Annotated in this window: 20 protein-coding genes; 2 read left to right on the top strand and 18 right to left on the bottom strand. The window is 51.3% G+C overall.

All coding sequences use genetic code 11. The features are described 5' to 3' along the window. Positions 1-63: 63 nt before the first annotated feature. The 9 genes from METH5_RS0111645 to hemN all read right to left on the bottom strand — a co-directional run bounded on the left by METH5_RS0111645 (position 64) and on the right by hemN (position 13,489). The gene (locus tag METH5_RS0111645) at positions 64-1,944 is read right to left on the bottom strand and encodes a potassium transporter Kup (protein WP_029148682.1); all 1,881 of its coding nucleotides are present in this window, start codon (positions 1,942-1,944) and stop codon (positions 64-66) included. Between the two features lie 80 nt (positions 1,945-2,024). Then, on the bottom strand, positions 2,025-2,705 hold the full coding sequence (locus tag METH5_RS0111640; protein ID WP_029148681.1) for a winged helix-turn-helix domain-containing protein: 681 nt from the start codon (positions 2,703-2,705) through the stop codon (positions 2,025-2,027). Further along, positions 2,702-4,225 carry a DUF4118 domain-containing protein gene (locus METH5_RS0111635; protein WP_232411029.1) on the bottom strand — a complete coding sequence of 508 codons (1,524 nt, stop codon included), beginning with the start codon at positions 4,223-4,225 and terminating at the stop codon, positions 2,702-2,704. Before METH5_RS0111635 ends, METH5_RS0111640 begins: the two co-directional genes overlap by 4 nt. Positions 4,226-4,237: 12 nt before the next feature. Beyond that, the gene (locus METH5_RS0111630) at positions 4,238-5,152 is read right to left on the bottom strand and encodes a hypothetical protein (RefSeq protein ID WP_029148679.1); all 915 of its coding nucleotides are present in this window, start codon (positions 5,150-5,152) and stop codon (positions 4,238-4,240) included. Positions 5,153-5,186: 34 nt separating this feature from the next. After that, entirely contained in the window at positions 5,187-9,197 is a 4,011-nt protein-coding gene (gene hrpA, locus METH5_RS0111625; RefSeq protein WP_029148678.1) for an ATP-dependent RNA helicase HrpA, read from the bottom strand. A gap of 806 nt (positions 9,198-10,003) precedes the next feature. Continuing rightward, positions 10,004-10,423: a hypothetical protein gene (locus tag METH5_RS0111620; protein WP_029148677.1), complete on the bottom strand. Its 420-nt coding sequence runs from the start codon at positions 10,421-10,423 to the stop codon at positions 10,004-10,006. A 21-nt stretch (positions 10,424-10,444) separates the two neighbouring features. Next, positions 10,445-11,287 (bottom strand): DNA ligase, encoded by an 843-nt coding sequence (locus tag METH5_RS0111615; protein WP_029148676.1) that lies wholly within the window; start codon positions 11,285-11,287, stop codon positions 10,445-10,447. 90 nt (positions 11,288-11,377) lie between these two features. After that, positions 11,378-12,094 (bottom strand): sulfite exporter TauE/SafE family protein, encoded by a 717-nt coding sequence (locus METH5_RS0111610; protein WP_029148675.1) that lies wholly within the window; start codon positions 12,092-12,094, stop codon positions 11,378-11,380. A 9-nt stretch (positions 12,095-12,103) separates the two neighbouring features. Then, entirely contained in the window at positions 12,104-13,489 is a 1,386-nt protein-coding gene (gene hemN, locus METH5_RS0111605) for an oxygen-independent coproporphyrinogen III oxidase (protein ID WP_029148674.1), read from the bottom strand. 272 nt (positions 13,490-13,761) lie between these two features. On the opposite strand from hemN, the gene fnr reads away from it, so the two are divergent. After that, the gene (fnr, locus tag METH5_RS0111600; protein ID WP_029148673.1) at positions 13,762-14,481 is read left to right on the top strand and encodes a fumarate/nitrate reduction transcriptional regulator Fnr; all 720 of its coding nucleotides are present in this window, start codon (positions 13,762-13,764) and stop codon (positions 14,479-14,481) included. A gap of 31 nt (positions 14,482-14,512) precedes the next feature. Beyond that, the gene (locus tag METH5_RS0111595; RefSeq protein ID WP_029148672.1) at positions 14,513-15,355 is read left to right on the top strand and encodes a hypothetical protein; all 843 of its coding nucleotides are present in this window, start codon (positions 14,513-14,515) and stop codon (positions 15,353-15,355) included. Between the two features lie 13 nt (positions 15,356-15,368). Here the strand turns inward: METH5_RS0111595 and METH5_RS0111590 are convergent, their stop codons facing one another. From METH5_RS0111590 to metG, 9 genes are all read right to left on the bottom strand, one after another. Next, on the bottom strand, positions 15,369-15,632 hold the full coding sequence (locus tag METH5_RS0111590) for a FixH family protein (protein ID WP_029148671.1): 264 nt from the start codon (positions 15,630-15,632) through the stop codon (positions 15,369-15,371). A gap of 46 nt (positions 15,633-15,678) precedes the next feature. After that, positions 15,679-17,124, bottom strand: a complete 1,446-nt coding sequence (gene ccoG, locus METH5_RS0111585) for a cytochrome c oxidase accessory protein CcoG (RefSeq protein ID WP_029148670.1) — start codon at positions 17,122-17,124, stop codon at positions 15,679-15,681. A gap of 18 nt (positions 17,125-17,142) precedes the next feature. Further along, positions 17,143-18,039, bottom strand: coding sequence for a cytochrome-c oxidase, cbb3-type subunit III (ccoP, locus tag METH5_RS0111580; protein ID WP_029148669.1), 897 nt, complete (start codon positions 18,037-18,039; stop codon positions 17,143-17,145). A 30-nt stretch (positions 18,040-18,069) separates the two neighbouring features. Then, on the bottom strand, positions 18,070-18,210 hold the full coding sequence (locus METH5_RS0111575) for a cbb3-type cytochrome c oxidase subunit 3 (protein WP_029148668.1): 141 nt from the start codon (positions 18,208-18,210) through the stop codon (positions 18,070-18,072). 11 nt (positions 18,211-18,221) lie between these two features. Then, positions 18,222-18,848, bottom strand: coding sequence for a cytochrome-c oxidase, cbb3-type subunit II (gene ccoO / locus METH5_RS0111570; protein WP_029148667.1), 627 nt, complete (start codon positions 18,846-18,848; stop codon positions 18,222-18,224). A 10-nt stretch (positions 18,849-18,858) separates the two neighbouring features. After that, positions 18,859-20,295 (bottom strand): cytochrome-c oxidase, cbb3-type subunit I, encoded by a 1,437-nt coding sequence (ccoN, locus tag METH5_RS0111565; protein WP_029148666.1) that lies wholly within the window; start codon positions 20,293-20,295, stop codon positions 18,859-18,861. 101 nt (positions 20,296-20,396) lie between these two features. Next, on the bottom strand, positions 20,397-20,534 hold the full coding sequence (gene ccoS / locus METH5_RS0111560) for a cbb3-type cytochrome oxidase assembly protein CcoS (RefSeq protein WP_019881964.1): 138 nt from the start codon (positions 20,532-20,534) through the stop codon (positions 20,397-20,399). A 4-nt stretch (positions 20,535-20,538) separates the two neighbouring features. Next, complete coding sequence (locus tag METH5_RS0111555) at positions 20,539-22,833, bottom strand: cation-translocating P-type ATPase (RefSeq protein WP_029148665.1); 2,295 nt, start codon at positions 22,831-22,833, stop codon at positions 20,539-20,541. Between the two features lie 216 nt (positions 22,834-23,049). Beyond that, positions 23,050-25,119: a methionine--tRNA ligase gene (gene metG / locus METH5_RS0111550; protein ID WP_029148664.1), complete on the bottom strand. Its 2,070-nt coding sequence runs from the start codon at positions 25,117-25,119 to the stop codon at positions 23,050-23,052. Between the last annotated feature and the right edge of the window lie 32 nt (positions 25,120-25,151).

The following is a 25,151-nucleotide window of genomic DNA, read 5'->3' as shown; positions in this document are numbered from 1 at the left end:
GCAATAATGTTTGACTTAAAACCCGCCAGCTGGCGGGTTTTATTTTTGCCGTTATATGCGTGTTTATATCTGCACCCGGCTCCCCAACTCAATCACGCTATTGGCCGGGATATTAAAGTACTCTACCGCACTGCTGGCATTGCGTGACATGACCGAAAATAATTGGTCGCGCCAGCGTGGCATGGCACCACCGACGTCTGGCACAATAATATCGCGGCTTAAAAAGTAGGAGTTGGTAAACGGGTCCAGGCGCTCGCCATCTAGCGTGAGTTGCAGCAAGGCTTGCGGAATATCAGCATGTTGCATAAAGCCGTAGCGCAGTTGCACTTGCCAAAAGCCATCGGCCAGGCGCGTAGCGGTTACGCGCTCAGCGGTATTCATAAACGGCACGTCTTCAAATGACACATTTACCAACAGGTTGCGCTGATGCAGCACCTGATTATGCTTGAGGTTATGCATCAAGGCCTGCGGCACGGTCTCGAGGTTAGACACCATATAAACAGCGGTTCTTGCCACCTGCGGCAACTTGCTGCTAGCCAGTGTGGCGAGCAAGGGCGCTAGTTTTGGGTCGGTATCGGCAATGCTATGCAGCAAGGTAAAGCGCCCTTTTTTCCAGGTGGTCATTAGCACAATCAGCACCACACTCAACGCTATTGGAAACCAGCCGCCTTGCAAAAACTTCATCGAGGCTGAGCTAAACAAAATCGCATCTACCGCGCCCAATGCGCCTGTGATCACCCACGCCAACCAGGCCGGAAACTGCCAGCGCTGGCGCATGACCACAAACAGCAGAATGGTGGTGATGAACATGGTGCCTGTGACGGCGATGCCATAAGCAGAGGCCAATGCCGATGAACTTTGAAAGGCCAGACAGACCACAATCACTGCCAGTAACAACGCCCAGTTAACTGCAGGAATATAGATCTGCCCCGACTCACTGGCCGAGGTATGAATAATGCGCATACGCGGCAAAAAGCCTAATTGAATCGCCTGCCGCGTCATGGAAAACGCGCCGGAAATCACCGCCTGCGAGGCAATAATCGTCGCCAGCGTGGCTAGAATCACTGCGGGGATTAACAATGGCTGCGGAAACGATAAATAGAACGGATTGCTAACAGTCTCGGGATGCTGCAACAGCAACGCGCCCTGCCCCAGGTAATTTAAAGCCAAACAGGGAAACACAAGCCCCAGCCAAGCCAATTGTATGGCTGGGCGGCCAAAGTGACCCATGTCAGCATACAAAGCCTCGGCACCGGTGACTGCCAGCAAGATGGCTCCAATGGCGATAAACACCCCGGCGCCACGCGCTTGCAAAAACTGCCAGGCATGTTGCGGATGCAGCGCTTGCAATATGTCTGGCGCTTGGGCAATTTGCCACAGGCCTATGGTCGCCAATGCAACAAACCAGACGATGACAATTGGCCCGAAAAAACGGCCCACTGCATGCGTGCCATGCCGCTGAAACCAGAACAGGCCAATGAGAATACCAATGGTAATGGGTAATACTTGTGCGGCGAGCGCGGGCGCAGCCACTTGCAAGCCCTCAACGGCTGAGAGCACCGAAATGGCGGGCGTAAGCACGCTGTCACCGTAAAACAAAGCTGCACCGAGCACGCCCAACAGCAACAACCAGCCGGTACGCTTATCTTGCGGGCGCAAACTGGACACTGCCAGTGACAGCAAGGCCATGACACCACCCTCGCCCTTGTTGTGCGCGCGCAACACCAGCAACACATATTTAAAGGTCACCACAAACATCAGCAGCCAAAAAATAGACGAAATCGCCCCCAGAATATTGGCCTGATTAAGCGGCACGCCGGTGCTCTCGCTAAAAATGACTTGTATGGTGTAGAGCGGGCTGGTGCCGATGTCGCCGTACACCACGCCGATGGCGCCCAGCGCCAGTGCCGCCAAACTACTTTTTCGTATGGAAAGATTGTCCATCACATCCCCTTATGGTTGATTGATGGAGGCAGTGTGCGACTAACGGTATATCAATCGCATAAACAAACGGGATAAATACCTCAGGCGAGGCGATAACCGATGCCGAGCTCAGTGAGTAAGGTTTGTGGGCTGGATGGATGGTCTTCAAGCTTGGCACGCAAGCGGCCAATATGAATACGCAGGTAATGCGTGTCGTTAATGTAATCTGCCCCCCATACCTGCGCCAAGAGCTGGCTGTGGGTAAAAATGGTGCCGGGTTTGCTGGCCAGTAACATCAGCAACGCATGCTCAATCGGGCTTAAATGCAGCGGCTCGCCATGTTTGGTGACCATGCCACTGGCGCGGTTGATGCTTAACGATTGATGTTGATACACATGGTCGCGCATCTGCATGATTGCAGTGCGCCGCAACGCGACTTGTATTCTGGCCAAGAGCTCCGGCAAACCAAACGGTTTCATCAGATAATCATCGGCGCCCAGGTTTAGGCAATGCACTTTATCCTGCTCGTCCTGCCGGGCAGAGAGCACCAAAATAGGCACGTCAGAATAGCCGCGCAGATGCGGGATAAACTGCTCACCTTCACCATCTGGCAAGCCTAAATCGAGAATCACCATGGCAAAACCACTCGCCGCGCGGGCTTGCGCGAGGTCACGCGCATGTTGCACGCGATAGCCATGCGCCGACAATGCAGGCAACAAAAAGGTGTAAACGCCGGGGTCGTCTTCTACCAACAGCACGGTTGGTTGCGCTACGTGGCTCATGACTCAGGCCCCTGTAGTAAATCTGCCGCCCGCGCATAAGGAAACAGCAGCCGCACACAGGTGCGCTGGTCTGCACCGGGGGCAATGTGTACCTGGCCTAAATGCAATTGCATCATACTGTGCACAATTGAGAGACCCAACCCAAAGCCGCGCATGCCCGCCACAGCCTGCTTGTGCGTTTCAAATGCAGCGATGGCAAAGCCAGGCGCAAACCCCGGCCCCTGATTCAACACCGACAACACCAGCCATGGCGCCTCTATAGTCATCGCCACCTCAACCACACTGCCAGCCTCGCGCCACTGCAAAGCATTATCAATCAGATTTGCCAGCGCATGCGCCACCAGCACCGCATCTACCTTAAATAGCACGTCTTGCTGCGGGTCTAGCTTGGGCAAAGTCACTTGCACCGCCACCGCAGGTGTTCGTTGCAAATAACGCTGCACAACGTGTTGAATAATGTCTGGCGGCGACTGCCAATCCAGATGCAAACTACTGCTACCCGCATCCAGTTTGACCAGTGTCAGAATATTCTCGGTGGCCTGGGTCAAATAGCTGGCTTCGGCCTGAATACTTTGTAATAACTGTGCAGACTGCGTGGGCGCCAGCGCAATCTGCGCGTCTGCCAGCACATTCACCGCCCCTATAATGGCAGTGAGCGGCGTACGCATATCGTGCGACAGCGCCGTTAACAGGGTCTTTTTAAAATGCGCCTCACTGGCATCACGCGCGGCTTGTGCTAGCGCAATTTGCTGGCGTAATTTGATGGTTGCTTGCGCACATTGATGGGTGAGCAAGCGCAAAAAATGCAGGTCTGGCGTAGCCTCATGGGCGCTAAACACCAATACCTCAGGCTGCGACAAGCCAAACGGCAACAGGCAGGCGCCCAACTCGGGCCAATCTGCAGTGCCTGCCCCAATCGCGCGCTGGTAATCCAGTGCCCATTGCACGCTGGAGGCCTGCAGCTCGATGGGTGGCGTTCCGGCCAGAGTCGTTAATGCGCCAGCATCGGATAATTGCACCACACTCACTTGCCAGCCGAATACCTCGTGCAGATGCTGGCAGGCCGCGTGCAACAAATGTTCAACGCTGGGTTGAATCGCCAGCAGCTCCGCCAACGATTGAAAAAAGCGTGATTGTTGTGCGGCGTGTTGCGCCTGTTGCCTTTGCTGCTTTAATTGCTGCATGGCGCGACTCACAATCAGTGCGAGTGTGGCAAATACACTGAGCATGACCCAGGATTGCAGGCTGGCGATGCCCAAGCTATAGCGGGGCTCAATAAAACAATAATTGATCAGCAACACAGCGATGACGGCCGTGAGCAAGGCATGCGAAAAACGCAAAAAATACGCTGCCCACAACACACACAACATATATAACAGCGCGATGACCGTTACCCCAAGCAGGGTAAAATAAAACAAGCCCAGGCTGGTCACCAATGCCAGGCCGGCTATTAAAACGCTATAGGGTTGCCAGGCTAGCGGTTTTGACAAAGCAGGATAATCAACGTTGCCTGGCATCATCAATGGCCGTGACTACCGCCCGTAAACATCCAGGTTTTTATAGTTGGGCCCAAAAAACTCTTTCATCATAAAGTCTTCAAGGAAGGCATTGTCTGCCGGGCGGGCAGATAGCGAGATGGTGCGGCCCAGACGGTTGGATATCCAGTCAAAATCGCCGTTGTAATGCTCACGGATAATCGCGATCATACGGCGCATCATCATCAGCCGAATATCTTCACCATTGCGCGCCTCCACCTCGTAATACTGCGTATTGGCCGAAGTGTAATCATTGACCCAGCCCTTAAAGCTGAACGTTGCATTGTATGGATCCATGCGCCGGATCTGGAACAAACCATTGGTGCCAAACTTCAGGTTGTTCATAATGTTTTTATTACGGCGTTCATCCTCAGATGGCCCACGCTCGGCAGCCGCAGCGGCGTCATTCACCTGCTTGGCGGCCATTTCGTCAGAGTTACGATCTGACTGCCTACGCTTGATAAAGTTAGAAAAATCTTCCACCGGCGGTGACGGCATAGGCGGTGTTTGCTCTGGCCTATTCTGCGGCTTGGGCTCAGGCAACTTAAACGGGCTATCCGGCCGTTGTGATTGAATGATTTTTTTAGGTAATTTTGGCTCAGACTTAGGCTGTGGCTTGGGTCTGGGTTGTGGTTCAGGTGGAGGCTCAGACGGCATTTGTGGCGGCGGTGACACCTTGGGTGTTTTAGGCGCGGGCACGCCAACATCCAGCACGATATTGAGCGGCTCTTGGGCCGGTTCTTCAAGTGGCTTGAGCAAGTCCAGTAAAAACCCCCAGAACAATACCGCATGAAACAGCAGCGACAGAAAAAACGCCCACATCAGGCGCGCCGGGATATGCAACACGCGGTCGCGTTGCTTGGGCTTTAGCCAGTTTGGCGTACTAAAGGGTTCAAAAGGAGAAGGCTGCATCAACTGAATTAATCAAAATAGCGGATGTCACGCATCACGATTGCATTTCTAGCCAGAGTTTTTCAAGACGTTTGATTGAGACAGGATAAGGGGTTCTTAATTCCTGCGCAAATAATGATACACGCAACTCTTGCAACTGCCACGTAAAGTCTTGTAACCGGCTTGTTACAGGCAAATGCGCTTTGCGCAATTGATCAATTTTTTGCTGCCAGCGCTGCTCTAGCTGCGCTAACGCCTGTGCGTGACGGCCATCGCGCTCTATGCTGGTTGGATATTTATCTATGCGCATTTTAATCGCTTTGAGATACCGCGGCAGATGCGGCAGATGCTCCCACGGCGTCTGGCTAAAAAAACCATGGTAGAGCATGCCTTGCAACTGCTGCTCACTCTCGCGTTTAATTTTCTGTGTCACTGGCGTCATTTTTTGCAACGCGGCAACCAGTATTTGATATTCGTTGGCAATCAGTTGTGCCTGCCGGGTGAGTGCCTCGGTCACGGCGGGCAACCGCGTGCGCGCACGCGCTTTGAGCTGCATAAACGCTGCATTGGTGCGCGGCAGCTCATCCTCGGCAATAAACGCACGGTCGGCAATGGCCTGCAGCATGTCTTCACGCAATTGGTCGGGGTTCATGACGGCACGCAACAACAAAGCATACTGGTTAAAGCCCGGCAAACCTTTCTCGAGCTGCTTGATTTGCTCTTTAAGCTCAAACCGCATTAACCGGCACACACCTTTGCGATGCGAGGCAGCCGCTTCTTCTGCGGTATCAAACAGTTTCACCGCTACGCTGTCACTGTTGTCTTCCAGCCCTGGGTAGCCGGTGAGTTGGCGGCCATCTTTGCTAAAGGTCAGTGTTTGCGGCAAGTCGCCAAAATCCCATTGCTTGAGGCCAGACTTTTCAATGCCGGGCGAACCGGTTCTAAACGTCAGTTGTGCCGCCGAACCCAGTTGTTTTTTGAGTTGAGCCCAGTCGCGGCCCATGCCCAGCTCGCGGCCCTTTTCATCCACCACACTAAAGTTCATCAGGTGATGCTGGTCCAGTCCCGCCAGGTCAAATTCTTCTGGCTTTAATTTAAGCCCAACCTTGTGCTGGATAAACTCAGCAAGCGCAGGCAACAAAGCATGCTGCGCATTTTTTGCCTCTAAAAAGCCGGTCACAAACTCAGGCACCGGCACGCACACGCGGCGCAACGTTTTGGGCAAGGCTTTAATCAGCGCCGTCACCTTATCGCGCACCATGCCGGGCACCAGCCATTCAGTGGCGGTGGCATCTAACTGGTTAAGCAACGCCAATGGAATCGTCGCCGTCACGCCATCGAGCACATGGCCAGGCTCAAAGCGGTATTTAAGCGGCACCGTTTCACCGTCTATCACCATTTGCTCCGGAAACTGCACCTCGGTAATCGCACTGGCACCATGCCGCATTAATGACTCACGCGTCAGGTATAACACGGTCGGATTAATTTTCTCTGCATCTTGCCGCCATTTTTCAAACGCGGCACCGTTATACACGCGATAAGGCTCTTGTTGACCAGGCCCCGCAATCTGCGGCACCACTTTGTCGTAAAACACAAACAATTGATACTCATCCACCAATACATCCTGGCGACGTGCCTTATGCTCCAGCGCTTCGACTTCTGCAATCAACCTACGGTTAGCTTCAAAAAATGGTGCCCGTGTATCAAATGCCATATTGGCCAGTGCTTCACGGATAAAAATCTCGCGTGACTCGGTCGGGTTAATCGGCCCGTAATGCACCCGCCGCTTAGGCACGATGGTCAGGCCGTACAAACTCACACGTTCCCAGGCCACCACTTGCGACGTTTTTCTATCCCAACGCGGGTCGGTATAGTCACTTTGCGTCAGGTCGCGGCTACCGCCCTCATTGGCAATCGGCTCTATCCAGTCCGGGTCTATCTTGGCCACCCCGCGCGCATACAGTTTGGTGGTATCCACCAACTCAGCCGCCATCACCCATTTAGGACGGTTTTTCTTGAGCGCAGAGCCAGGCGCAATGGTAAAACGAATGCCGCGCGCGCCAGCATAGGTCTCGCTCTCGCCATCCTTAAAGCCAATATTACCCAGCAGCCCAGACAACAAAGCGCGGTGCACCTGCTCGTAGCTGGCTTCTTTATCGCTACGCTTAAAATCCATCTCTTCGACCATAGATAGCAGTTGTTGATGCAACTCGCGCCACTCTTTCAGCCGCAAAAAGGACAAGAAATTTTGATGGCATTGATTCAGTAAATCACGATTAGACTTTTTGGTTTTAAGTGTTTGCTCGTACCACTCCCACAATTTTAAATAACTCATAAAATCAGAGTCATCGGCCTTAAACTTGGCGTGAGCGCTATCAGCTGCCTCGCGTTTATCCATGGGCCGCTCGCGCGGGTCCTGCATGCTGAGTACGCTGGCAATAATCAATATCTCGCGCAAACAGCCTTCTTTTTTCGCCGCAATAATCATGCGCGCCACGCGTGGGTCTAATGGCAAACGCGCCATTTGCCGACCCAGCTCGGTAATCTCGCGCCGCTCGGTGACCGCACCTAACTCTTGCAGCAGTTGGTAACCATCACTCACCAAGCGCGACGAAGGCGCTTCAATAAACGGAAACTCAGCCACATCGCCCAAGCGTAAATCGGCCATACGTAAAATCACGCTGGCCAGCGAACTACGTAAAATTTCGGGGTCGGTAAACGCCGGGCGCTGGTTAAAGTCTTCTTCAGAATACAAGCGCACACAGATACCGTTAGACACACGGCCGCAACGCCCTGCCCGCTGCTTGGCGGCTGCCTGGCTGATTTTTTCAATCTGTAATTGCTCGACCTTGGCACGCGTGCTGTAACGATTCACACGCGCCAAACCGGCGTCGATCACATACTTAATGCCCGGCACTGTCAGTGAAGTTTCTGCCACGTTGGTCGCCAGCACAATGCGGCGCTGGCCACTAGGGCGAAAAATCTTTTGCTGATCCTCAATGCTTAACCGCGCAAACAGCGGCAATACCTCAATCGACTTCAGTTTGAGCGAGCGGCCCTGATATTTACGCAAATGGTCGGCGGTGTCGCGAATTTCACGCTCACCAGGTAAAAACACCAGAATATCGCCATCGCCCAAGCGCAATAAATCATCCGCCGCATCCAGAATGGCGTCTTCCATCACCTCTTCTTCGTCGTCTTCCTCCAGCCAGCGCGTTTCGGTGCGAGGTGGCTTGCGCTTAATGCCCATCAAGTCTTGCGCAAAACGGTCTATGTCATCCAGCCCATCATCCACCGGCACCTCTACCGCCACCATGCTGGTTTTGTTGCCCAGCGGACGGTAACGGATTTCAACCGGATAGGTACGGCCACTGACCTCAATCACCGGCGCCCCATTAAAGTGATTAGAAAACCGGTCAGCATCAATCGTCGCCGAGGTGACGATGATTTTTAAATCTGGCCGCTTGGGTAATAACTGTTTGAGATAGCCGAGCAGGAAATCAATATTCAGGCTGCGTTCGTGCGCCTCGTCAATAATGATGGTGTCATAGCCATTTAAAAACTTATCGCTCTGCGTCTCAGCCAGCAAAATGCCGTCCGTCATCAGCTTGACATAACTGCTCTCGGACAACTTATCGTTAAACCGCACCTTGTAACCCACCGCTTCACCGAGCGGGCTTTTGAGCTCCTGTGCAATACGCGACGCCACCGAGCGCGCGGCGATCCGGCGCGGCTGCGTATGGCCGATCAAACCAGCCACACCCCGCCCCAGCTCCAGGCAAATCTTGGGTAACTGCGTGGTTTTACCTGACCCGGTTTCACCGCACACAATCACCACTTGGTGCTTTGCAATTGCCGCTGCAATCTCGTCTTTTTTGCCGCTCACCGGCAACTCTGGCGGATACTCAGGCTTAGGCAACGCCGCTAACCTGGCTTGCAAACGCTGCTGTGACGCCTGCACTTTATGCGCAATATCCACCAATGCTTTATCCACCGGCTTGTTCTGCTTTAAGGCATCTTTAAGCTGCTGCAAGCGACGTTTAAGCGGAAAACGGTCGGCCAGCATGCACTGGGAAAGTTGTTTTTCGAGTTGGGTGATGAGTTGGATTGGGGAGACGGCGGTCATAGGGTGGAGATTTTAACATGGCATACCAACAGGGATGCAGCATGGTAGCTTACGAGTGGCTGAATTTGCTCTGTTTCATGCATTGTTTTTCGCCTCTCGGCGAGTCACTTTCTGGTGCTTGTCCACCAGAAAGTAACCAAAGAGGACGACACCCAGCCATCACGGCCTGCGGCTCCCTTGCGTTGCTCAACAAAATAAGCGGTCACGAAACTCAACCTGACAAGCCACACAAAACGTGGCTTGTTGCGGAGCTCAGACAGTCGCTCCCTTCCTCCTTATTTTGTCTCCGCTACTCAGCGTGATGGAATGGGATTTATCTCATTTAAGTAGCAGTGTAGAAGTTTGGACGGCTCAAAAACTAAATTCATTTATTAAAATCACTAACCGTTGCGCCCAGTAGGTGTTCGGGGTCCCCATCTGACGCGCCGAGTAGCGCAGGCAAAATAAGGAGGAAGGGAGCGACTGTTCGAATCCCGCAGTAGCTCACGTTCTGTGTGAGCTACCAGGTTGAGTTTCGTGACCGCTTATTTTGACGAGCAACGCAGGAAATAAGCGGAAGCTGGGGTGCATTTCTTTTGGTTACTTATTCTTTGGGCAAGCAAAGAAAAGTAACTCGCCGAAAAGGCGAAAAGGAACCGATCAATCCAAAATAACCATTAGCCAAGACAACAACTCTGCCTGGACTCCAGGCATACGCCTAAATGGCGTAAATAGCGTGTCAATATCTAACTAGAAAAATGAAGGAATTACTTTCTAACACACTCTTCCACCCCGGTATTCCCACCCTTAAACCCCGGTTCAAAATAAAACTTCCTGAAGCTCAATTGCCCTTTGGCATTTTTCTTAAACTCGGCAATCCCGGTGCCATAGTCATGCGTCTTGCCGCCGTACTCCCCATTTTCTGAAGGTAGGGCAAAATGCATGGCGGCATGCATGCCGTGTACGGCGGCGTGACCTTTATACACGCCGTAATCTGGCACCTCGAGTTGAAAGTCGTAGCTAGCATCTGCGCCTTTGCTATGTTCTGGGCGCAGCTTCATGGTCACCGTGCCGCTATACTTGCCTTCGTGTGCATCATCACCGGTGCAGGCGTAAACACCGCTTAAATCGAGCGCATATGCGTTTGCTGCCATCCAGCCGCTTAATAATGCTGCTACCCATTTCATATTATTTCCTTATCTCAACATTTATTCAGGCGGACGTACACGTAGAAAACTGGCAAATTTAGGTTTGCCTTTATTGGTCACGTCACGGTAAGTATAAGTGACCTGGCTGCCTATCGGTGGTGGATGCGCGCGCTCTGCGTCGCTGAATCCGGTGCCGAGTTTAAATTGTATGCCTGCCGGTGTTTCAAGCAATAGCGCGCCCATTTTACCCAGATATTTGCCTTTGCCAGGCACATGGGCAATGACTTTGGCTTCCGCGTCTAATTGTGGTTTGAGTTTTAGCAGCACCTGGCTGCGACCGGTGAGGTATGGCGCATCGGCTTGATGCAGCATCAAGCCTTCTCCGTGTTGCGCGACAACACGCGCTAATGTACGTTTAAGTGCTTGCGTATTTTGCACTCTAAACTGTGGCAGGCGTTTTAAATAAGGGCTATGCGCTTGTTTAACAATTTGAGCAATCTGCTGTGCACGTTGAGAAAAGTCACCTGCGGCTTCTGGCAGCTCAAACACATAGTAAGCGACTTGTGACCAGGCGGCGTCATTGGGGCTGGATTGCCTGACCGTGGATGATAGCCGTTCAAATTGGCCGCGGCCTATCCACAACTCGCCATCTAATGGCTGCTTAGGGAAATCTTTGCTAAACCAGGCCGGGGCATGAATGGGGTGGCCCTGGCGACTCACAAATTGCTGGCCATCCCAGAGCGCGCGGATACCATCCAGCTTTTCGCTCACCAGGTAATCCTGCACATGAATATTTTCGTGGTAAATCTGAGCCAGCAAGATGGCTGGTGGCTGCGCACAGGATTGACCTACCCATAATAACGACAACAGCACACACAGCAAATATCGCACAAACTTCAGCATCACAACCCCAAAAGTTAATTTAAGTTAACAATTGAAAGTTACAGAATGCTGGCGATAAAAGCAATGATTGTGAAAACGCGGAGAACGGTTTTAAAGTAATTGGCACCACAGTTTGTCGTGATGCATGACGTCCATCCATAAAGCAACCACGCTAAGGGCGATGAGCAGTACACCGCTCAAACGCATGCCGGTAGATTCTTTAAACCAGCCTGGCATGGATTGCTGGCTGGCGCGCCATATCAAGGGGGCAAGCGCCAGCACAGTGGCTGATCCACAGGCAAACGCCATCATGACCAAGGCGCCTTGCAGCCATTGTGATTGTAGTGAGGCGAGCATGACGGCCGAGTAGAGTAAGCCGCATGGCAGCAAAGCCCAGATCATGCCTGTGAATAAAAACCCTAGTTTGGCATGCTCGGTGCGCTGTTTGATCCAGGCCCAGACTTGTTGCGCACGCCGCACCGCCCAATGTGGCTGCTGGCCGGTGACTAACAACAACACGCCCCAGGCAAAAATCAAGGTGTGTGAAAATGTCCACAAGGGTTGAAACACATGGCTCTGGTTAGATAGCCAGGCCAGGCCACGCAGAGTTTCTGCGGCAACGGCACCGAGCATGCCGTAACCGAGCATGCGGCCGAGGTAAAAACTCCACGGAACCGTTTTAATCACGCGCAATGGAATCGAACGAAACTGGCTGGTGGTGTGCTGTGAAGACTGCATGGCGCCGCAAGCTGCACCGCACATGGCAATGCAATGCGGGCCGCCTGCCAGCCCCATGACAAAGGCGGTCAGGAGTAAGCTGGCTAACATGCCGAGAGTTTAAAGGATTTTGGAAAACCTTGCACGATTGACATCGTGCTGCAAATAACGGTCAAACACCATGGCAATGGCACGCACAAAATACCAGCCCATGTCAGTCACTTTGAGGCCGTCCTCCTCCAGCACAACCAGGCCTTGGTTTTCTTTTTCTACCAGTTGCTGCATCTCCAACTTAAAGTAATCTCTAAAACTAACCATGTAGGAAAGATCTATAGACTCATAGCTGAGTTCGCCATGACACATAATGGCCATAATCACCGCGCGCCGAATCAGGTCGTCGCGGCTCAATGCCAGGCCACGTACAATTGGCAGCTGGCCTTGATCGAGAAAGTCGTAATACTCTTCCAGCGTTTTGGCATTTTGACTATAAGTGGGCCCCATTTTGCCAATGGCAGACACGCCCAACGCCAGAATATCCTGGTCGGCCATGGTGCTGTAGCCCTGAAAGTTGCGGTGCAATCTGCCCTGTTGCTTGGCAATGGCGAGTGCATCACTGGGCAAGGCAAAGTGGTCCATGCCGATATACACATAGCCTGCCTGCATCAATTGCTGCATGGCCTCTGACAGCATTTGAATCTTGTCGACCGCATGCGGCAACTCTGTTTGCAAAATACGACGCTGCGGTTTGAACCGTGACGGCAAATGCGCATAGCCATACAAGGCAATACGATCCGGACGCAAGGTGGTGATTTTGGCAATCGTCTCGCGAAAGGTCGCCGGGGTCTGCTTGGGCAAGCCATAAATCAAGTCGGCATTGATCGACTGATAGCCCATCTGCCGCGCCTGCTGCATCAGGCTATCGACTTGTTCATAAGACTGCACCCTATGCACGGCCTGCTGCACGTCGGTGTCAAAGTCTTGCACGCCAAAACTCAGGCGGTTAAAGCCCAGATTGCGCAAATGCTGCAACCGTTGCTGATCAACGGTGCGCGGATCAATTTCAATCGAGTACTCGCCCTCTTCGCTCCATGTAAAGGCTTTTTTCAGCATAGCAATCACACTGGTGAGCTCTTCATCGCTGAGAAAAGTCGGCGTGCCGCCGCCCAAATGCAGTTGGTTTACCGTTTGTGCTTGCGAAAACTTGTCCAGATGCAAGTTAAGTTCACGTTGCAGATAATTAAGATAAATCGCACTTTGTTCGTAGCGCTTGGTGACGATTTTATTGCAGGCACAATAAAAACACAGTGAGGCACAAAACGGGATATGCACATAGACTGACAGCGGCTGCGCCCAATGGCTGATATTACGTTGCTCTGCCGCTTTGCTATAAGCCGCTGCATCAAACGCTTCAACAAAGCGGTCGGCAGTGGGATAAGACGTATAACGCGGCCCAGACACATCATAGCGTTCAATATGCGCCTGCGTAATTATCAACGGTTGTTTCATGGTCTCTAGCAAATTCTTTCCTGTCGGCACAAGTGAGACATCGCGTCCCCGGGGTCATTGACGGCACTTTGCCACAAAGCAAACCATGACTTATTGATGCACATCAAACAGCGCACATAGCGGTCGGGGCATAATGTGACGCACTATAATAGGGAAGAGATTAAGCCATCATGCTCAATACAATTGTTGCTCATGAAATAGTGAGCCAGGAATCGGACACACAAGAAGCGTATAATCAGTCGCAAGCTCAACGATCGCCAAGGACATCCCCCATGCAAGCCGAACCCAGCTTCAAGGTCGCCTGCTCTAATTGCAACCTGCGCGAGCTGTGCCTGCCGATAGGCTTAAGTACTGATGAAATGAATCAGCTCGATGGCATGGTTGCCACCAGAAAAAAAGTCAAACAAGGTGGCCATCTGTTTAGCAGTGGCGACCCGTTTACCACCTTGTATGCGATTAGAACCGGCTTTTTCAAAACCTGCGTCGTGTCTGAAGATGGCCGTGAGCAAGTTACCGGCTTTCAAATGGCGGGTGAGATCATGGGCCTGGATGGCATAGTCAGCGACAAACATAATTGCCATGCGATTGCGCTTGAAGACGCCGAGGTTTGCGTGATGCCGTTTAATCACGTTGAAGACCTGTCGCGTCAAATCCCGATGCTGCAACGCCATGTACACAAAATCATGAGCCGCGAAATTGTGCGCGAAAATGGCGTCATGATGCTGCTCGCCAACATGCGTGCAGAAGAGCGCCTGGCGGCATTCTTGCTCAATTTACTGCAGCGTTTGCATGCGCGTGGCTACTCAAAAAGCGAGCTCATTTTGCGCATGACGCGCGAAGAAATCGGTAGTTATTTGGGCATGAAACTGGAAACAGTCAGCCGCACCTTCTCCAAATTTAGCGAAGACGGCATTATTGAAGTGAAACAGAAAAATATTCGCATTCTTGACCACGAAAAACTGCAAACTATTTTCAACGCCAGCACCTGCTAATTAAACACACAGTCGCTGGCTACTTACGCACATGGCGACCTCCACGCTGTTTGAGGCTTTAAGCGCCTATGTCAGCGCACGCAAATGGCGCTATATTTACCCGGTATGGTCACGCCGCGCACAAGGTATTTCTATCGGTGTTAACCTGCACCCTAACCACTGTTGTAACTGGCATTGTATTTACTGCCAGGTGTCAGGTTTGCAACGCGGCCCCTCGCCTGCCATCAACACGCCCAGCTTGCAACAAGAGCTTAGCGACTGCCTGAACTGGCTCAGCCAACACACACCCCTTAGCATGCGCACCTGCGTGCGAGACATTGCCTTTGCAGGCGACGGTGAACCAACCACCTCGCCACAATTTTTTGAAATATTACAGATGGTAGCCAATCTGCTGCAACAGCGCAGCCTGGATGACCGCCCTGCGACCATAAGACTCATCACCAATGGCAGTCAGCTACAACAGGCGCAGGTGCAACAAGCACTTAAACTGCTGAATAGTATGGAGGGTGAAGTCTGGTTTAAAGTGGATGCAGGCAATGATGCAGAGATGCTGGCTATTAACGATGCGCACTTGGCATTGGCGTTACATCTGCAGCGCTTGCAACACTGTTGCGCACTGTGCCCAACGTGGGTACAAACAGCAGTTGTTAGCAGAAAACACGCTGGCGGCACAATCACCACGCCGACACTTGATAGCTACGTGCAGGCGCTGTTGCCATTTAAACAGCAGATCGCCGGCATTTTGCTCTATGGCGTTGCCAGAGCCAGCCAGCAAGATGCACAAGGCAGTATTCAAGCCACGGCCGCAGCGATATTGGAAACCTATGCCGAAGCATTGCGCACACAAGGTTTCTGCGTGCGCATGTTCGTTTAACTGAGGTTAAAAATTACTCTTCGGCCGGTTTAAGACCGGTTTGCGCATGATTACGTGCTTGAATGGCAGGCGCCATAGACTCGTCCTGCATATCCTGGCCTTGTGCATCCAGCGTTTTATTGATTTCTATCCCCTTGCGGTAATAGTCATCAATCGCCGGATCCGGGTGTGTAATCGCCAGGTATAAGGTAATAAAAGACGCCACAATCACCAAAGACGGGCCGCCTATAATCAGCCAGACATACGCATTCTGGTACCATTTTTGTGAATTAACCATCTGTGTTCCTTTATTTATATTGCTTGGTGTCGCCATACGCTCGCCACTAATTACTGGGGACAATAAAAACAGATTTTTCCTTAATCGTTTCTTTGGTTTCAATCTCGGTTAACTCAAAGAAAATCTTGTGCGACCCGGCACGGGTCTCGGCTTCTGGCACCTGTATCTCTACAATGACATTACGCTTTTCAAAAGGTTTAAGCGCTTTGAGCTGCTGACTGTTATTGTCTGAAAAATGAACGGCAAGCGTAGGTAAACCCGTGACTTTCAATTCATAATCCCGCGCAACTTCGGTCTCATTTTCAAGCTTGAGGTTGTATACATTCTCGATGTTGCCATCGTTGGTGTAACGCGCCATCACCGAGCGATCACGCAACACGTCGAGCCTGAAATCGGGTTTGTAGTAGATACCCACCCCCATGCCGACAATCATGATCAACAAAATCGTCGTATAAATCAGCACGCGCGGTCTTAACAAACGCGCAAACATCTGCTGGCGGCTCCAACGACTTTCCATGCCATTTTGCGTCGTATATTTAATCAGGCCTTTGGCGTAGCCCATCTTATCCATCACGTCATCGCAGGCATCAATACAGGCGCCACAGCCGATACACTCATATTGCAAGCCGTTACGGATGTCGATGCCGGTCGGGCATACCTGCACGCAAATACTGCAATCAATGCAACTACCCAGCCCATTGGCGTTCTCACCCGCTTTTTTGGAGCGTGAGCCACGTGGCTCACCACGTGTCTCATCGTAAGTCACCGTCATGGTGTCGCCATCAAACATGGCACTCTGAAAGCGTGCATATGGGCACATGTATTTACACACCTGCTCACGCATGTAACCGGCGTTGCCATAGGTGGCAAACCCATAAAAACACACCCAGAATGTTTCCCAGCCACCGGCCTGAAATTGGAGCAAGCTAGGCACCAGTTCACGCATGGGCGTAAAGTAGCCGACAAACGTCACACCGGTCCATAAACCAAAACCGATCCAGGCAAACTGTTTTAGGGATTTACGCGTGATTTTATTCAGGTTCCACTTGCTGTCATCAAGACGCATGCGAGCGATACGGTCACCCTCTATTTTTTGCTCCATCCACATATAGATTTCGGTATAGACCGTTTGCGGACAGGTATAACCGCACCACAAACGCCCTGCAATCGCAGTAAACAGAAACAGGGAAAGTGCAGAAACAATCAGCAGAAATGCCAGATAAATCAAATCCTGCGGATGGAAAATCAGGCCAAACACATAAAAGCGCATGCCTTCCAGATCAAACAGCATGGCCTGGCGACCATCCCATTGCAACCACGGCACACCGTAGAAGAACAGTTGCGTCGCCCACACCATCACCCAACGCCAGTTAGTGAAAAAACCGGAGACGTGACGGGCATAAATCTTATCTTCGGACCTATAAAGTGATAAAACCACCTCCTGTTCAGGGATGGTGGTTTTATTCACAGCGTTTTGTTTAGTATCGCTCATGTTTATATCTGCATTCGCTTACTTGTTGGAGAGACCCCAAACATAAGCGGTCAGCAAATGAATTTGCTCAGGACTGAATTTCTCTTGCCAGGCTGGCATCTGGTTGGTTTTGCCTTCGTGAATACGCTTGATAATGGCGGCCTCACCTTGACCATGCAACCAGATATTGTCTGTCAGGTTAGGCGCACCAATCATCTGGTTACCTTTGCCTTCTGGGCCATGACAAGCAGCACACACCACGAATTTGTCTTTACCGGCATTAGCACGACCAGAGTCATGAATACTGCCAGACAAACTTAACACATAGTTGGCGACATTTTTCACGTCTTCTTCGTTACCCACTGCGGCTGCCATCGGCGGCATCATGCCCATACGGCCACCAGTAATGGTTTCCTTGATACGCTCCGGGCTACCACCATACAACCAGTCAGTGTCGCTCAAGTTAGGAAACCCGCGGCTACCTTTGGCATCTGAACCATGGCAAGCCGCACAGTTGTTCAAGAAAATACGCTTACCAATATCACGTGCTTCCGGGATCTTGGCCACATCTTCCACTGGCATCGCCGCATATTTGGCATACAGCGGTGCGATTTTTTCATTGTTTTTAGCAACTTCAACTTCGTATTGCTTCACGCCAGTCCAGCCAAACTTACCGTCGTAAGTCCCCAGGCCTGGGAACAGGTACAAGTAAGCCAAGCCAAAAATAACCGTGATGATAAACAAACCCACCCACCACATTGGCAGTGGATTGTTCATTTCTTTAATGCCATCCCACTCGTGACCATTAGTGTTGTCACTGTCCAGGGTTACTTTGACGCGGCTTGCAAAAATCAGCAAACCCACACAAAAAGCGATCCCACCCAAGGTAATGGTCGAAATCCAAATCGGCCAAAATCCGCTTACAAAATCATTCATGATGTTTTCCTTAACCTTTCCGCGCAGCTATTAGTCTTGGTCGAACGGCAGGTTTTGCGCGTCCTTGAATTGCGCGGAGTTGCGATTGCGCCATGCCCAAACGAGGATTGTGATGAACAGGGCAAAACTCAATACCGTAAATAATATGCGTAATACATTGATCATATCCATGGCGCGTCTCCTTATTTCAGGTGTGTACCCAGAATTTGCAGGTATGAAACCAAGGCATCCATCTCGGTTTTACCCTTAATGTCTGCACCAGCCGTTTTAATCTGCTCATCGGTGTAAGGCACGCCCACTTTACGCAGTGCAGTCATATGGTCACCAATCGTTGCATCATCTACCAGGTTTTCATTCAACCATGGATAAGCTGGCATGATGGATTCCGGCACAACGTCACGTGGCTGGTTCAAGTGCACACGATGCCAGTCGTCACTGTATTTGCCGCCTACACGGTGCAAGTCAGGGCCGGTACGCTTACTACCCCACTGAAACGGGTGGTCATACACGTACTCACCCGCCACAGAGTAGTGGCCATAACGCAGTGTTTCTGCGTGGAAAGGACGAATCATCTGTGAGTGGCAGTTGTAGCAGCCTTCACGCAGATAAATATCACGTCCAGCCAACTGCAATGCAGTGTATGGCTCCAAGCCACGAATAGGCTCAGTCAGCGATTTTTGGAAAAACAAAGGCAAGATTTCAACCAGGCCGCCAAAGGAGATCGTGATAAACGTCAGCACGATCAGCAGGAAGTTATTGGTTTCAATCTTTTCGTGCAGATTGCCACTATTGTTTTGATGCGTTGCCATAATGAGCTCCTTAAGCGTGTGCAACAACAGCTGGTATTTCTACCGTTGCTGGTTTGCCATTAGTGGCTGTTTTATAGGTGTTCCACAACATGATGACCAAACCGCTCATATACAGGAAACCACCCAATGCACGTGTGAAGTAGTAAGGGAACTTGGCTTTCACACTCTCAACGAAGGTATAAGCCAATGTACCGTCAGCGTTCATGGCACGCCACATCAGGCCTTCCATCACACCAGAAATCCACAAGGCAGCGATGTACAACACTACGCCAATCGTCGCCATCCAGAAGTGCACTTCAATTGCTTTGACGCTGTACATGGTTTTCTGACCAAACAAACGTGGGATCAGGAAGTACAGGGAACCGATAGAAATGAAACCAACCCAGCCCAACGCACCAGAGTGCACGTGACCAACCGTCCAGTCAGTGTAGTGAGACAAAGCGTTCACGGTTTTGATCGCCATCATTGGGCCTTCAAAGGTACTCATACCGTAGAAAGACAATGAAACGATCAGGAAGCGCAAGATAGGGTCAGTGCGCAGTTTGTGCCATGCGCCGGACAAGGTCATGATACCGTTGATCATACCGCCCCAGCTTGGTGCAAACAGAATCAGAGATAACACCATACCCAGAGACTGGGTCCAGTCAGGCAAAGCGGTGTAATGCAAGTGGTGCGGACCCGCCCACATGTACGTGAAAATCAGTGCCCAGAAGTGCACGATAGACAGACTGTAAGAATACACAGGACGCTCAGCTTGTTTAGGCACAAAGTAGTACATCATGCCTAAGAAACCCGCTGTCAGGAAGAAACCTACCGCGTTGTGACCATACCACCACTGCACCATCGCATCTTGCACACCTGCATAGGCAGAGTAAGACTTGAACCAGCCAGCCGGAATCGCCGCACTCTCAACAATGTGCAATAAAGCCACCGCCAGAATAAATGCACCGTAGAACCAGTTAGCCACGTAGATGTGTTTAACCTTGCGGATACCGATGGTACCGAAGAACACAACTGCATAAGAAATCCATACAATCGCAATCAGGATATCAATTGGCCACTCCAGTTCACCGTACTCTTTACCCTGGGTGTAACCCAATGGCAGAGAGATGGCAGCAGCAACAATCACCGCTTGCCAGCCCCAGAAAGTAAAACTGGCCAGTTTGTCGCTAAACAAACGGGTTTGGCAGGTACGTTGTACCACGTAGTATGAGGTGGCAAATAAAGCACAGCCACCAAATGCGAAAATCACTGCATTGGTATGCAGTGGTCGCAAACGGCCAAAAGAGGTAAACGGCAAGCCCAGGTTAAGCTCTGGCCACACCAGCTGAGACGCAATAATCACGCCCATCAATGTACCCACAACACCCCAAACCACTGCCATGATTGCGAATTGGCGGACCACCGTATCGTTATAGGTCGCAGCCTTCACACTTGCATTTTGCATGGATTTCTCCCAATGATTAAAACAAACACCCAACACTAAAAAACTTCTAGTTGTTCAACTTGGATCATCTCAGACTTGTCACAAATCTGATTTGACACATATCAATCCTGTTCAAGAATTCGTGAACCTTCTTCTTCCAGGTCTTCAAACTGACCGGTTTGAATCGCCCACCAGAGGCCACCCAAAATCACAAACACCAGCAACACTGCCAGCGGGATCAATAAAAATGCAATTTCCATAACGCTATGCCTGACCTTTCTGCCAGCCCGACTTATCCCAGTCGGTCAAACGTAATGCATTGAGCAATACCAATAGCGAACTGGCCGCCATGCCGAGCCCCGCGAGCCAGGCGGGCAACAGGCCCATAATCGCCAATGGCACACCAGCCGCGTTATACAACGCGGCCCACAACAAATTCTGTTTTACGATGAGAATGGTTTTTTGACAATGCGAAATGAGCGAAACCAGCACACCGATATCATTACCCAACACCACCATATCGGCCTGTGCCTGCGTCAAAGGGACGCCGGAACCCATTGCAATAGAAGTATGCGCTGCTGCAATGACAGGGCCGTCATTCAAACCATCACCAACCATTAATACTTTCCGCCCCTGTTGTTGCAACAACTTTACGTGCTGCAGCTTATCTGCTGCTTTTTGTAACCCGAATGCGCGCTCAATACCTAGTTGCGCTGCAAGGTTTTTAACGGGCGCTATTCTATCACCAGATAACAGTTGAATATCAAGCCCATGTGCAATTAATTGTGAAATCGCCGCTTTGGCATGCGGTTTGACCTGCTCCGACAAGGTCAGTCGCGCCAGCATCATTTCACCCGTGGTGACATAGACCTGGCGCAGTGCGTCACCCTCAACTTCATTGGTCACGCCACAAAATTCTGCATTGCCTAGCTTGACCGGCAGTAACGTACCATTGGGGGCATTAAAGCTAGCAGACATGCCGCCGCCTACCGTCTCCTGCCAATCCTGCATCACGCGTTGATCTTGCGCAGCCTGTTGCAAAGCAAACCCATGCAGTGCTTGCGCCACCGGATGCAAAGAATCACGACTCATGCTGGCAATCACATCGAGTATCCACTGGCGATCCCATGCGTCACGGCTCTCTACCAAAGTAATTTGCTGCAAATTCTCAGTCAAGGTGCCGGTTTTATCAAACACGATGGTATCAACCTCACTGATGGCTTGAATCGCCTGCAAGCGACGAATCAACACGCCACCTTTGGCAAAGGTGCCCGCACTGGCCAGCATCGCCGCCGGCGTCGCCAGCGACAATGCACACGGGCAAGTCACTACCAGCACTGCCACAGCTGACATAATGGCTTTGGCAGGGTCAGTCGTCCACCAGAAAAACACCGCATAAATGGCTGCCAACAGCACTACCCACAAAAAGGGTTGCGCCACTTTATCTGCCAGCAAGGCAATCCCCGGCTTTTCAGTCGAGGCAGACGCCATCAGGTTAACCAGCGCATGGTATTGCGTGCCCTCGCCGACTTGCTCCACCTGCATTTCAATCGCAGAGGTCAAATTGCCAGAACCGGCAATCACTTTGGCGCCCGCAGGTTTCATTACCGGCTCAGACTCACCGGTTAACATTGATTCATCGGCGCTGGTGCTGCCAGAAAGCACTAAACCATCCGCCGCGAATACCTCACCCGGACGCACATACAGCACATCGCCCACATTAACATTGCTGGCTGCAATTTGCACCCATTCACCAGGAGCACTTTTTTTAAGCACCGCATTAGGCAAGCGGCGCATCATATTTTCCAAGGCACCAGCCGTGCGGTTGCGCAATTTGACATCCAGCCAGCGACCAATCAGCAGAAAGCTGACGAACATGGTGAGTGAATCATAATAAACCACATCACCCCACCAACCGCCTGGCGCAAAGGTGGCCAGGGTGCTCATGACAAAGGCGGCAATAATACCCAGCGACACCGGCACATCCATGCCCAACTGGCGTTGTTTGATACTGGCCCAGGCTTGCGACAAAAATGGCGTGGCTGAAAACAGCATCACCGGCAGGGTGAGCACCCATGACGCCCATTTCATTAATTGCACCATATCCGGCGCCATATCATTGCTATGAGACCAATAAGTAGGATACGCGTACATCATGACTTGCATCATGCAGAACACGGCCACCACCAAACGCCACAGCATTTTTCGTTGCTGCACGGTGCGGTCTGTAATTGCGCTGTATTCGTTGACGGGGAGTGCCGGATAGCCAATCTCATTTAAATTGGCAAACCAGCTGGATGGAGAAATCTGTTGTGCGTTCCACACCACACGCACGCGTTTGGAGGCAGAACTGGCATGCACGGCAAGCACGCCGGGCTGTTGTTTGATGGCTTGTTCAATACGCCCGCTACAAGCGGCGCAGTGCATATTATCAACCCACACATGAGAGGTCCACACCTCGGCAGAAGCTGCATCGCGCTGACTAAATCGCTCCCATTCAGACTGGATATCCAGTCCTTGCCAGGGGTTTGCACTGCTCACTGCTAAAGGTTTTGCCATTGGGCGATGGACCATCCATGTAACAATATACAACTTTATATTATATGATTGAATATAATATAAATCAATGTGTTAGCTGCTTTATCTCACGATGATTAAACCAGCCAACTGTCGTAGATGCTTTGATATAACACAACTAAATCGTCATGCGCACGGCCTCAATACAAGCGATGTCGGCACAACCATGCACCAACATCGCCCATACTGGCACCCGAATTATTTTACGCGCATACCCGCTTGCGCCCCACTGTCGGGCGACAGGATATAAGGGCCGCCACGCTCATCACTGGCGGCGAGCACCATGCCCTCGCTCATGCCAAACTTCATCTTACGCGGCGCAAGGTTAGCCACCATCACCGTTAAACGGCCAACCAGCGTCGCTGGATCATAAGCCGATTTAATGCCGGCAAATACCTGGCGTGGTTTTTCTTCGCCAATATCCAGCAACAGCTTCAGTAGCTTTTCAGCGCCCTCTACATGCTCGGCGCTGACGATTTTAGCAATGCGCAAATCCACCTTGGTAAAGTCATCAATCGAAATATAAGCGCCCTCTTCGGTTGACTCATCTTGCGCCTTCACTTCACCCTTGGCATCGGCTTTAATATTGGCGTCAGCCTTAACTGGCACCACTGCCTGCAAATTATCTTTATTAGCTTCGACCATGGCTTCAATTTGCTTGCCTTCCAGGCGCGTCACCATATGATTATAAGGCTGAATTGTTTGCGCCCCCAACCCTTGGCCAACATCCGCCCATTGCAACGGTTGCACGCTGAGGAAAGCTTCCACTGCGGCAGCAATATTCGGCAATACCGGTTTTAAGTAAATCGTTAACAAACGGAACATTTCCAGCGCGTTGCTGCAAATGGTATGCAATTCAGCCGCTTTACTGTCGTCTTTTGCTACCACCCAAGGTGCCGCTTCTGCCACATAAGCGTTGGCTGCATCGGTCAGCTTCATGATTTCACGCAACGCACGCGCAAAATCGCGCGCGGCATACGCTTCGGCAATCGCCGGTGCGGCAGCACGCATGTCATCAATCACCGCATGCTGCGCAGCAATCAGTTTATTATCAAATTTCTTGGCCACAAACCCGGCCGTGCGGCTGGCAATATTGATGTATTTACCCACCAGGTCACTGTTCACCCGGGCAACAAAGTCTTCCAGGTTAAGGTCGATGTCTTCCATGCTGCCATTGAGTTTAGCCGCATAGTAATAACGTAAATACTCAGGGTTTTTCACATGCTCTAAATAGCTGCGCGCAGTGATAAACGTGCCACGCGACTTGGACATCTTTTCGCCATTCACGGTCAAAAAGCCATGCGCAAACACCTGTGTTGGCGTGCGGTGACCGGAATATTCCAACGTCGCAGGCCAGAACAAGGCATGAAAATACAGAATATCCTTGCCGATAAAATGGTACAACTCGGTCGAAGAATCCTTTTTCCAGTACTCGTCAAAGTCCAAGTCGGCTTTTGCACACAAATTTTTAAAACTAGCCATATAGCCAATCGGCGCGTCCAGCCAGACATAAAAATACTTGCCTGGCGCATCCGGGATTTCAAACCCAAAATAAGGCGCATCACGTGAAATATCCCAGTCTGACAATTTGTTTTCGCCAGCTTCGCCCACCCATTCTGACATTTTGTTGGCAGCCTCAGCCTGCAAGGTGCCAGAACGCGTCCAGTCACGTAAAAAGTCCGCGCACTCGCTTAATTTAAAAAAGTAATGCTCGGTCTCTTTGCGCACCGGCGTCGCGCCAGACACGGCCGAGAACGGGTTAATCAATTCCGTCGGACTATAAGTCGTGCCACACACTTCGCAGTTATCGCCATATTGGTCTTTGGCATGACACTTAGGGCACTCGCCTTTAATAAAGCGGTCCGGCAAAAACATGTTTTTAACCGGGTCAAAATATTGCTCAATGGTTTTGGTAGCAATTTTGCCGTTGGCCTTGAGCGCCCGGTAAATGTTGCCGGATAACTGGCGGTTTTCTTCGGAGTTGGTGGAATAGTAATTATCAAACTGCACTAAAAATTCAGCAAAATCCTGGCTGTGCTCAGCATGCACTTTTTCAATCAACGCTTCCGGCGTGATGCCCTCTTTTTCAGCGCGCAACATAATAGGCGTACCGTGGGTATCATCTGCACAGACATAATGCACCGTATGGCCCTGCATCTTTTGAAAACGCACCCAGATATCGGTTTGAATGTACTCAACCAGATGCCCTAAATGAATGCTGCCGTTGGCATATGGCAAGGCGGACGTCACCAGAAGTTTGCGTGTCATGAAAACAGGACCAAGAGAAAACCGCTATTTTA

It is taken from the genome of Methylophilus sp. 5, assembly GCF_000515275.1.
GTDB lineage: Bacteria > Pseudomonadota > Gammaproteobacteria > Burkholderiales > Methylophilaceae > Methylophilus.
This window is presented reverse-complemented; position numbering and strand designations above follow the sequence as displayed.

What these genes read in the sequence shown, in the direction of transcription:
- METH5_RS0111645 (WP_029148682.1), bottom strand. Translation starts at nt 1,944, where the DNA reads ATGGACAATCTTTCCATACGAAAAAGTAGTTTGGCGGCACTGGCGCTG.
- METH5_RS0111640 (WP_029148681.1), bottom strand. Translation starts at nt 2,705, where the DNA reads ATGAGCCACGTAGCGCAACCAACCGTGCTGTTGGTAGAAGACGACCCC.
- METH5_RS0111635 (WP_232411029.1), bottom strand. Translation starts at nt 4,225, where the DNA reads ATGATGCCAGGCAACGTTGATTATCCTGCTTTGTCAAAACCGCTAGCC.
- METH5_RS0111630 (WP_029148679.1), bottom strand. Translation starts at nt 5,152, where the DNA reads ATGCAGCCTTCTCCTTTTGAACCCTTTAGTACGCCAAACTGGCTAAAG.
- hrpA (WP_029148678.1), bottom strand. Translation starts at nt 9,197, where the DNA reads ATGCTGGCCGACCGTTTTCCGCTTAAACGTCGCTTGCAGCAGCTTAAA.
- METH5_RS0111620 (WP_029148677.1), bottom strand. Translation starts at nt 10,423, where the DNA reads ATGAAATGGGTAGCAGCATTATTAAGCGGCTGGATGGCAGCAAACGCA.
- METH5_RS0111615 (WP_029148676.1), bottom strand. Translation starts at nt 11,287, where the DNA reads ATGCTGAAGTTTGTGCGATATTTGCTGTGTGTGCTGTTGTCGTTATTA.
- METH5_RS0111610 (WP_029148675.1), bottom strand. Translation starts at nt 12,094, where the DNA reads ATGTTAGCCAGCTTACTCCTGACCGCCTTTGTCATGGGGCTGGCAGGC.
- hemN (WP_029148674.1), bottom strand. Translation starts at nt 13,489, where the DNA reads ATGAAACAACCGTTGATAATTACGCAGGCGCATATTGAACGCTATGAT.
- fnr (WP_029148673.1), top strand. Translation starts at nt 13,762, where the DNA reads ATGCAAGCCGAACCCAGCTTCAAGGTCGCCTGCTCTAATTGCAACCTG.
- METH5_RS0111595 (WP_029148672.1), top strand. Translation starts at nt 14,513, where the DNA reads ATGGCGACCTCCACGCTGTTTGAGGCTTTAAGCGCCTATGTCAGCGCA.
- METH5_RS0111590 (WP_029148671.1), bottom strand. Translation starts at nt 15,632, where the DNA reads ATGGTTAATTCACAAAAATGGTACCAGAATGCGTATGTCTGGCTGATT.
- ccoG (WP_029148670.1), bottom strand. Translation starts at nt 17,124, where the DNA reads ATGAGCGATACTAAACAAAACGCTGTGAATAAAACCACCATCCCTGAA.
- ccoP (WP_029148669.1), bottom strand. Translation starts at nt 18,039, where the DNA reads ATGAATGATTTTGTAAGCGGATTTTGGCCGATTTGGATTTCGACCATT.
- METH5_RS0111575 (WP_029148668.1), bottom strand. Translation starts at nt 18,210, where the DNA reads ATGGATATGATCAATGTATTACGCATATTATTTACGGTATTGAGTTTT.
- ccoO (WP_029148667.1), bottom strand. Translation starts at nt 18,848, where the DNA reads ATGGCAACGCATCAAAACAATAGTGGCAATCTGCACGAAAAGATTGAA.
- ccoN (WP_029148666.1), bottom strand. Translation starts at nt 20,295, where the DNA reads ATGCAAAATGCAAGTGTGAAGGCTGCGACCTATAACGATACGGTGGTC.
- ccoS (WP_019881964.1), bottom strand. Translation starts at nt 20,534, where the DNA reads ATGGAAATTGCATTTTTATTGATCCCGCTGGCAGTGTTGCTGGTGTTT.
- METH5_RS0111555 (WP_029148665.1), bottom strand. Translation starts at nt 22,833, where the DNA reads ATGGCAAAACCTTTAGCAGTGAGCAGTGCAAACCCCTGGCAAGGACTG.
- metG (WP_029148664.1), bottom strand. Translation starts at nt 25,119, where the DNA reads ATGACACGCAAACTTCTGGTGACGTCCGCCTTGCCATATGCCAACGGC.